9 protein-coding genes are annotated in these 8,242 nt (G+C 71.4%); 3 read left to right on the top strand and 6 right to left on the bottom strand.

Going from position 1 to position 8,242, the window contains the following annotated elements; genetic code table 11:
* Positions 1-48: 48 nt before the first annotated feature.
* Positions 49-1,155 (top strand): RICIN domain-containing protein, encoded by a 1,107-nt coding sequence (locus ACFWE2_RS23230; protein ID WP_377226575.1) that lies wholly within the window; start codon positions 49-51, stop codon positions 1,153-1,155.
* 79 nt (positions 1,156-1,234) lie between these two features.
* Here ACFWE2_RS23230 and ACFWE2_RS23235 read toward each other — a convergent pair whose 3' ends face one another.
* Positions 1,235-1,546, bottom strand: a complete 312-nt coding sequence (locus tag ACFWE2_RS23235) for a hypothetical protein (RefSeq protein ID WP_377226576.1) — start codon at positions 1,544-1,546, stop codon at positions 1,235-1,237.
* 152 nt (positions 1,547-1,698) lie between these two features.
* The gene (locus ACFWE2_RS23240) at positions 1,699-2,418 is read right to left on the bottom strand and encodes an alpha/beta fold hydrolase (RefSeq protein ID WP_377226577.1); all 720 of its coding nucleotides are present in this window, start codon (positions 2,416-2,418) and stop codon (positions 1,699-1,701) included.
* A gap of 145 nt (positions 2,419-2,563) precedes the next feature.
* Between ACFWE2_RS23240 and ACFWE2_RS23245 the strand changes: the two genes are divergently transcribed.
* Positions 2,564-2,773 carry a helix-hairpin-helix domain-containing protein gene (locus tag ACFWE2_RS23245; protein ID WP_377226578.1) on the top strand — a complete coding sequence of 70 codons (210 nt, stop codon included), beginning with the start codon at positions 2,564-2,566 and terminating at the stop codon, positions 2,771-2,773.
* Between the two features lie 18 nt (positions 2,774-2,791).
* Here ACFWE2_RS23245 and ACFWE2_RS23250 read toward each other — a convergent pair whose 3' ends face one another.
* A complete protein-coding gene (locus ACFWE2_RS23250) occupies positions 2,792-4,183 on the bottom strand; it encodes an ABC transporter substrate-binding protein (protein WP_377226579.1) in 1,392 nt (463 codons plus the stop codon).
* A gap of 214 nt (positions 4,184-4,397) precedes the next feature.
* Between ACFWE2_RS23250 and ACFWE2_RS23255 the strand changes: the two genes are divergently transcribed.
* Positions 4,398-4,928: an SgcJ/EcaC family oxidoreductase gene (locus tag ACFWE2_RS23255; protein ID WP_377226580.1), complete on the top strand. Its 531-nt coding sequence runs from the start codon at positions 4,398-4,400 to the stop codon at positions 4,926-4,928.
* On the opposite strand, the gene ACFWE2_RS23260 is transcribed toward ACFWE2_RS23255, so the two are convergent.
* The 3 genes from ACFWE2_RS23260 to ACFWE2_RS23270 all read right to left on the bottom strand — a co-directional run bounded on the left by ACFWE2_RS23260 (position 4,891) and on the right by ACFWE2_RS23270 (position 8,089).
* On the bottom strand, positions 4,891-6,174 hold the full coding sequence (locus ACFWE2_RS23260) for an ATP-binding protein (RefSeq protein ID WP_377226581.1): 1,284 nt from the start codon (positions 6,172-6,174) through the stop codon (positions 4,891-4,893). The genes ACFWE2_RS23255 and ACFWE2_RS23260 overlap by 38 nt on opposite strands.
* Positions 6,171-6,839, bottom strand: a complete 669-nt coding sequence (locus ACFWE2_RS23265) for a response regulator transcription factor (RefSeq protein WP_377226582.1) — start codon at positions 6,837-6,839, stop codon at positions 6,171-6,173. The genes ACFWE2_RS23260 and ACFWE2_RS23265 overlap by 4 nt, the downstream gene beginning before the upstream one ends.
* Positions 6,840-6,949: 110 nt before the next feature.
* Positions 6,950-8,089 (bottom strand): LacI family DNA-binding transcriptional regulator, encoded by a 1,140-nt coding sequence (locus ACFWE2_RS23270; protein ID WP_377226583.1) that lies wholly within the window; start codon positions 8,087-8,089, stop codon positions 6,950-6,952.
* Positions 8,090-8,242: the final 153 nt, after the last annotated feature.

The raw sequence follows: 8,242 nt of genomic DNA on the forward strand, positions 1-8,242 counted from the left end.
CCCCCTGCGGGCGGGAACGCACGGACCCACCGCATGTCAGGAGGAGTAATGGTGCGAACACGAGCAAGGTGGCTCCGAGGAGTCGTGGCGCTGGGCGTCGTCCTCGCCATGGTGACGATGCCGGCCGGCCCCGCCACCGCGGAGTCCAACGGCGGGACACGGGTCATGCCGCTGGGTGACTCGATCACCGAGGGTACGCAGACGCCGGGCGGGTCCCGGATCGGCCTGTGGCAGCGGCTGGCCGGCGGCGGGTACACCGTGGACTTCGTCGGTTCGCAGTTCAACGGGCCGGCGAGTCTCGGCGACCACGACCACGAAGGCCATCCCGGCTGGCGTATCGACCAGATCGACGCGAACGTCGTCGGCTGGCTGAACACCTACCAGCCGCAGACCGTGCTGCTGCACATCGGCACCAACGACATCCTGCAGAACTACAACGTCTCCACCGCCCCGAACCGACTGTCCGCGCTGATCGACCGCATCACCACGGCGGCGCCGAACACCAAGGTCTTCGTCGCGCAGATCATCCCGATCGGGTGGAGCGAGGGCAACGCGGCCGTCAACCGCTTCAACGCTGCGATCCCCGGCATCGTGCAGAGCAAGGTGAACGCGGGCAAGAACGTGCACCTCGTCGACATGTACAGCGCCCTGACCGCCTCCGACCTGGAGGACGGGGTCCACCCGACGCCCGGCGGCTACGACAAGATGGCCGCGGTCTGGTACGGCGCGCTGCGAGCGGTGCCAGGGAGCATCGGCACCCCGAGCGGCACCGAGATCGTGGGGGCACAGTCCGGCCGCTGCCTCGAGGCCACCGGGGCCGGCACCGCCAACGGCACCGACGCGCAGCTCTGGGACTGCTGGGGCGGCTCGAACCAGCGGTGGACCTACACCGCGGGCAAGGAGCTCAAGGTGTACGGCAACAAGTGTCTGGACGCCTACGGTCGCGGCACCACCAACGGCACCAGGGTGGTCATCTGGGACTGCAGCGGACAGGCCAACCAGCAGTGGAACGTCAATGCCAACGGCACCATCACCGGCGTGCAGTCCGGCCTGTGCCTCGACGCCGCGGGCTGGGGAACCGGCAACGGCACGAAGGTCCAGCTCTGGACCTGCGGCAGCGGACAGGCCAACCAGCGTTGGACGGTCCGTAGCTAGGCCGCCGACCCGGTAGCGCTCACGACGCCGGCCTACGCTCCGGCGTCGTGAGCGCGGCCCGCAAGACCGGCCCGGAAGACTACGGGTCCGTCCGTTCGTCGAACGGGGACGGCATGTTCTGGATCAGGAACCAGCTTCGTTCGGCGAGACGTGCCTCGTCGTCCTCGGTGCGGTTCGTGACCATGGCGTACACGATCACGCGGCGGTCATCACGCTTCGCCGGGTCGGTCTGGAACGTGTGCGCCTTGTAGCCGAGCTTCCGGATCGCCCGGCGCCCGCACCGGCGGAACTGCGCGATGCCCTCCGTGTCCCACTCCTCGAAGTGGTCGGTGACCTGAAAGTCGATCTCGAGGGCTGGCATCATGGCGGCCACCAGCTCGTCATCGTCCACAGACCGCCACGCTACGCCGCGCCTGTGGTGCGGGTCTCGTGGATGGCAGGGTGAAATCGTTGGAACTGTGCCGAAACGGGGTAGGCGCGTCGCGCTGAGGCTCGCGGTGCCCCGAATTCGGTCGGATGCGCGCGGCCGCGACCGAATTCGAACTACACCGAGTGCAGCGGTCCCTGCCGGCGGCACGCCGCGGTGACCACCTCGCGCCACAGCTCGGGGTGGGTGTGCCAGAAGTCGTGCGGGACGTCGGCAACCGTCTCGAAGCTGCCGCCCGGGACGAGCTCGCCCAGCTGCGCCAGCGGCCACGACGGACGGATGTCCGCGCCTGCGGCCAGGAAGGTCATCGGCACCCGCGAGTCGGCGAGGCCGCGCCACAGGCCCGGCTCGTGGATCCAGTCGAGGAACGACTCCTGGAGCGCGGCGTGGACCTCGGCCGACCAGGCGATGTCAGGGCCAGGATCCGTCGTCCTTCCCGCCTCGTACCGCGCAGACCAGGAGCGGTCCTTGTGCAGCCCGTGCCCGGCGATCCCGACGACGTGGACCACCGACTCCGGACGGTCGAGCGCGTAGCGGACGGCGAGGTCGCTGCCCCAGGAGTGGCCTAGTACGGTCCATTGTTCGACGCCGGCCGCCCTGCGCACCGTCTCGAGGTCGGCCACGGCCTGCGCCATCGTGTGCGGCCCGCCTCCGGACCTACCGACGCCGCGGGGTTCCGGGAACCAGGCTCGGAAGCCCTGCGGAGCCAGCTCGTCGGACTCCAGGTAGTGGACGCAGCCCGGTCCACCCGACAGCACGACGACGTCCGGCCCTGTGCCGCAGACGCCTACATGGAGAAGCGCGCCGTCGGTTGTCGTCACTGTCGTTGAGTCCATCGCGCGATGCTATCGACCGCCGCGCAGGGCCCGGAGGTCCGCCTCCAGAACACACTGAGGCCTGGATCTCCGTCCGAAAGCATGCGTGATCGTGTTCTGGAGGCGGGCCTTCGCTGCGGCTACCGCCGGGCAGTAGCGTGGGCTTATGGCAGACCAGGCAGGCACGGACCAGGCGGACATGGGACCCGTGTTCGACGGCGTGAGGATCGGACGCCCGGCGACCGGCGCCCTGCTGACCGAGGGATACCGGACGATGGAAGACCTCCCCGCGAACCTCGACGAGCTGCTCCCCATCCACGGTGTGGGCCCCAAGGCGGTGCGCCTCCTCGCCGAGGCGCGTGGCACACGTCCATGACCGGACGGAGACGGCGAACTATCCGGCCGGGCCGGTGACGCTGAACCCCTGCTCGTTGCCGTACCGGATGACCGACTCCTGCCAGGCCTCGTGCCCGTCCGCGAGGGTCCTCGAGCCGGTGTAGGCCTGGCCGACGGTGTCGGGGAACACGCTGTTGGCGTGCACCTGGTAGGGCAGGTACTGCCATCCGGGAACGACGTGGGCGGCCGAGTCGGCAAGGACCCGGTTGATCTGCTGTCCACCGAAGAACTCGGGCTCCTCGGCGAGGAAGGCGGGATCGGTCAGGTCTCGCATCGTGGCAGGGAAGGCGCCGGCCGCCAGCCGGGTGGTGACGCCGTCGCCGATGTTCGCGTACTTGAGGAACGCGTACGCCAGCTCCTTGTTCTGGCTCCCTTCCGGGATCGCCAGCGCGGAGCCACCGTTCTCGGCGGTCTGGTAGGTCCCCTTGCTCCACTGGGGGATCCGCGCGACGCGCCAGTCGCCCGACGCCGCGCCGGCACCGGTGGCGAGGTTCGCGGGCATCCAGGCACCCGTCACGAGCGCCGCGATCTCACCGGTGCCCAGGGCCTGGAACCAGACGTCCGACCAGGCGGGGACGTCGGCCAGCAGCCCACGGTCGATGAGCTGCTGCCACATGCGCGTGAACCGCGTGGTGCCCGCGTCGGCCAGGTCCACGGTGACGTTCGTGCCGTCCACCTTGAACGGGTGGCCGCCGGCCTGCCAGATCATCGACGTCGCGAACCCGGCGTCGCCGCTGTCCGACGTGATGTACGTGTCCGGGTCGTGCGCGTGGATGGCCTCCGCTGCGGCGACGAACTCCTCCCACGTCGTGGGCACCGACACGCCCGCCTCCCGGAAGACCCGCGCGTTGTAGAACAGGGCCATCGGGCCGGAGTCCATCGGCAGGCCGTACACGGCCTCCTCACCTGTCGCGCCGTCGGTACCGGTCACGGCGCCCCACGGGCCGGCCGAGAAGGACCGGCTCAGGTCGCCCGCACCGAACGCGCTCAGGTCTGTCAGCGAGCCGGCGATGGAGAACTGCGGCAGGGCGTAGTACTCCATCTGCGTGACGTCGGGTACGCCCGAGCCCGCGCTGATCGCGTTCTGCAGCGCCACGTAGTGGTCGTTGCCCGTGCCGACGTTCGCCATCTCGACGTCGACGTTGGGGTACTCGGCCTCGAAGTCCTCGACGACCTGGTCGAGGGTGGGTTCCCACGCCCAGACCAGCAGGTCGCCACCCTTCCGGAGGGCGGCGTCGTGCGCACCGTGGGACAGTCCCGCACGCTCGGCACTGCCCCCTGCGCCGGTACGGGGGGCGCCGCACGCGGTCAGCGCGAGCGCCAGGACGCACGCACTGGTGAGCGCTGCCACGGCCCAGCGGTGGATGGCTGGTGGTGCGGGTGCGGACATGTGGCGGGGTAACCCTTTCGGTCGGCGGGTCAAGCATCCGGCCCGTGAGCTGGGGCGGCAACCGGTAGCCACCCCCCCCGCCAGGGGGTGTCGCGCCGGCCCTCGTCGCCGGTCCGATTCCCTGTCCACCGGCTTGATCGGCGCTCACTCTCCGCTAACCCGCGGCTTGCGACAGTGATGTCTCCGGTAAGTCCGTTATGCCAGGGAGACATCCATGAAGAAGCTTTGGGTCATCGGCGCGGGGGCCGTGCTGGCCGCCGCAGCGTTCGGTGGGCCGGCCGTGGCCACCGCCGTGGCCGCCGCGCCGCAGAGCACGCAGACCGCCGGCCACGCGCAGGCGGCGACCCAGCACGGCACGCCGACCAAGGCCGAGATCGACGCGCTCTTCGACCGGTGGAACGCCGCGGTCGAGACCGGCGACCCGGAGAAGGTGGCCGACCTCTACGCCCCGGACGCGGTGCTGCTGCCCACGCTCTCGCCCGTGGTCCGGACGGACCGCGCCGGGCTCGTGGACTACTTCGAGCACTTCCTCGCGAAGAACCCGAGCGGTGAGCGGACCCAGTCCGTCATCAAGGTGCTCGACAAGAACACGGCGATCGACACCGGCCTGTACACGTTCACCTTCACCGCCGACGACGGGACGCAGACCTTCGCGGACGCGCGCTACACGTTCGTGTACGAGAAGGTGCACGGCAAGTGGCTGATCATCAACCACCACTCGTCGCTGCTGCCCGCCGCCAGTTGATCCGCACGGTCAGGCCGCCGGTGGGGGCGTCGTCGAGCACGACGTCCCCACCGGCGTCGGCGACGAGCTGTCGGACGATCGCCAGACCGAGCCCGGAGCCGGACCTGCCCGTACGGCCCGGCCCGCGCCAGAACCGGTCAAAAGCGCGGGCCTTCTCGGCGGAGGTCATGCCAGGGCCCTCGTCGCGGACCTCGAGCACGACGCCGTCGGTACCGACCCGTACGTCGAGGGTGACGGTCGCTCCGTCGGGCGAGACGCTCAGCGCGTTCGAGAGCACGTTGTCCAGGACCTGCTCGACCTGCCCGGGACCCGCCAGGACCACCGGCTCGGCGTCCCAGGCTCCGGCAAGCCGGAACGCGACGTCGCGTTCGTCTGCCTCGAGGCGCCAGAGACCGAGCCGTTGCTCGACCAGCTCGGTCAGGTGCACGGGCTGCGTGACGGCGGTCCGGGCCTCGGCACGTGCCAGCACGAGCAGCCCGTTGACCAGGCCGCTCATCCGGGCCACCTCCCGGCTCGCCCGCTCGACGTCCTCCCGGACGGACGTGTCGTCGACGCCGTCGGCGATGTTCTCCAGCGAGAGCTGGAGCACCGTCAACGGCGTCCGGAGCTGGTGGGAGGCGTCGGCCACGAACACCCGCTGGGCCGCGACGAGGGTCTCCAGGCGCTCGGCGGCGGAGTTCAGGGCCAGTGCCAGGGTCTGCGTCTCGGGTGGGCCCGCGATGGCGGTGCGGGCCGCGAGATCGCCGTCGCTGAGCCTGCCGGCCATCGTCTGCAGGTCGCCGAGAGGCTTGGTCAGCAGGCGAACCGCCAGCGCGCCGAGCAGCGCCGTCACGGCGAGGATCCCGACGGCGAGCAGCGCCCGCAGCTGCCAGACGTCCAGGACCCGTTCGCGGAGCGCGCTGGTCGGGTAGCTGATTCGTACGGCGCCGTTCGGCGCCGCCGGGACGGTCACGACCAGCTCGTCGTCGGTCCATTCGGCCGTGGCGGCCCCGCCGTCCCACGACTCGAGCACGTCCACGCCGCCGGGTGTCTCGCGCTCGTACGCCGTCGTCGCCTCGGCCAGTGCGTCGCGCGCGTCCCCGTCGCCGTCCGCCAGCAGCAGCGCCATCGTCATCGCGTCTCGCTGGACCGCGGCCTCGGTGTCGTCCCGCAGGTGGTTGCCGACGGGGACCGAGACCGGCAGCTTGAAGGCCAGGAGCGCTATCGCGATCAGGATCACGTAGCTGAGGACGAGCCGCCGGGTCATGGCTCGGTGCCCTCGACGACCAGGCGGTAGCCGACCCCGCGCACGGCCTCGATGGTCAGCGCGCCCGCGAACTTCCGCCGCAGCGCCGAGGTGTGCACGTCGAGGGTCTTCGTGGGACCGAACCAGTTCAGGTCCCAGACCACCTCCATGATCCGTTCCCGGGTCAGGAGGGCGCCCGGCTGCTCGGTCAGGAAGGCGAGGAGCTCGTACTCCTTGCGCGCCAGCGGCACCTCGACCCCGTCGAGGTACGCCCGCGCCGCTCTGCGGTCGATGGTGACCCGGCCGTAGTGGCCGACGCCGGCCGGGCCGCCACCGGGGTGGACCCGCCGCATCACCGCCCTGATCCGGGCGATCACCTCCCGCACCCCGAACGGCTTGGAGACGTAGTCGTCGGCCCCGAGCTCCAGGCCCGCCACCCGGTCGACCTCGTCGCTGCGCGCGCTGATGACGATGATGGGTACGTCGCTGCGTGCCCGCAGCTCCCTGCACACGTCCAGCCCGTCGGTGTCCGGCAGCCCCAGGTCCAGCAGCACGACGTCGCCCGGGTCGGCCCGCAGCGCGTCGGCGCCGCTCGCCACCCACTCGACCTCGTACCCGTACCGGACCAGCCCACGCTGCAACGACATCGCCAGCGACTCGTCGTCTTCCACCAGGAGCACGTGCACGCTCGAACACTATTCCTCCGTGGGGCCGCGGCCGACCTCTCCCGGGGAACGGTCGCGCGCGGAGCCGGCCGGCCGGTCGTCGCGTGCGTAGACCTCGCGCCAGCGCCCGGTCAGCCGGCCGGCGGGTGAGCGCCGCAGCTCGCGCGGATCGCGACGGTGACCGGGAGGCTCATGGTCACGGGGCGGCGAGCGGGCACCGCGATCCGGGCCGTGAGGACCTCGACCGCCGCCCGCCCGAGCTCGGCCATCGGTTGCTCGACCGTGGTCAGCGGAGGTGTGGCGGTCCGGGCGGCCTCGATCCCGTCGAAGCCGGTGATCACCACGTCGTCCGGCACGCGGATGCCGTGCGCCGCGAAGACGTCGAGCAGCCCGAGCGCCGTGTTGTCGTTGCAGCAGACCAGCGCGCCGGGCAGCGCCTCACCGCGCCGCAGCCCCGCGACGAGCTCCTCTCCGATCTCCCGCGCCCGCCCTCGTTCCCAGTCGCCCCGCAGCCGGGGAGCCTCCGGCGCGGCGAGCCCGGCCCGCAGCAGCGCGCGGCGGAACCCGCGGAAGCGCTCGTCGTCGTCGGGCGTGCCGGTCGACGCGCCCACGTACTCGAAGGTCGTGATCCCGTGGTCCGTCACGAGATGGTCGACCAGGCGTTCCACGCCTTCCGCATTGCTCACGGTCACGCGGTCGTGGGCGCTGCCAGGACTCAGCCCGGTGAGGAGCACGACCGGCACGCGCCGGGCGACGTGCTCGAGCAGGTCGCCCGGGAGGGTCCCGCTGACGACGACCATGCCGTCGACCCGGCCGGCCATGTTGAGCACGCGCGCCTCGAGGTCGGGGGAGCGGGTCATCGCGACCGTGATCGCGAGCCCCGCCTCCCACGCCGCGAACTCGGCGCCGCGCACCACCTCACCGAAGTACATGCCACCCCAGGAGAAGATGGCGTCCGGCTGGGCCTCGACCACCGTCCGCACCGTCTCGCAGACGGGCGCGCCCTGCCCAGGGCCGGACGACCGGCTGTGCAACAGGCCGGCGTCCGCCTCGACGACCGGCAGGCACAGGCCGACCAGCCCCGTGTGCCGCGACGCAAGGCCGCGCGCGGATGCCGACGGGACGTAGCCCAGCTCGTCGATCGCCCGCTTGATCGCCGCGCGCGCCCCGGCGCTGACGAAGCCGCTGCGGTTGATGACGCGCGACACCGTCGTCGGCGACACGCCCGCCAGGTCGGCGACGTCCCGCAGGGTCGGGAGGTCTCCCGGCATCGTTCCTCCTCGGATCACGTGGTGCGATCCCATCATGGAACCGCTTCCATGTCCGCGGCGGCCCACTCTGGGCGCCGACCCGACCCGCTGACGGCCCCAGTACCGTTGAGTGCTGGGTATTCGCCCCGTGATCGCTCACGACAGGGCGAATAC

Source organism: Promicromonospora sp. NPDC060271 (genome assembly GCF_042726755.1).
Classification (GTDB): domain Bacteria; phylum Actinomycetota; class Actinomycetes; order Actinomycetales; family Cellulomonadaceae; genus Promicromonospora.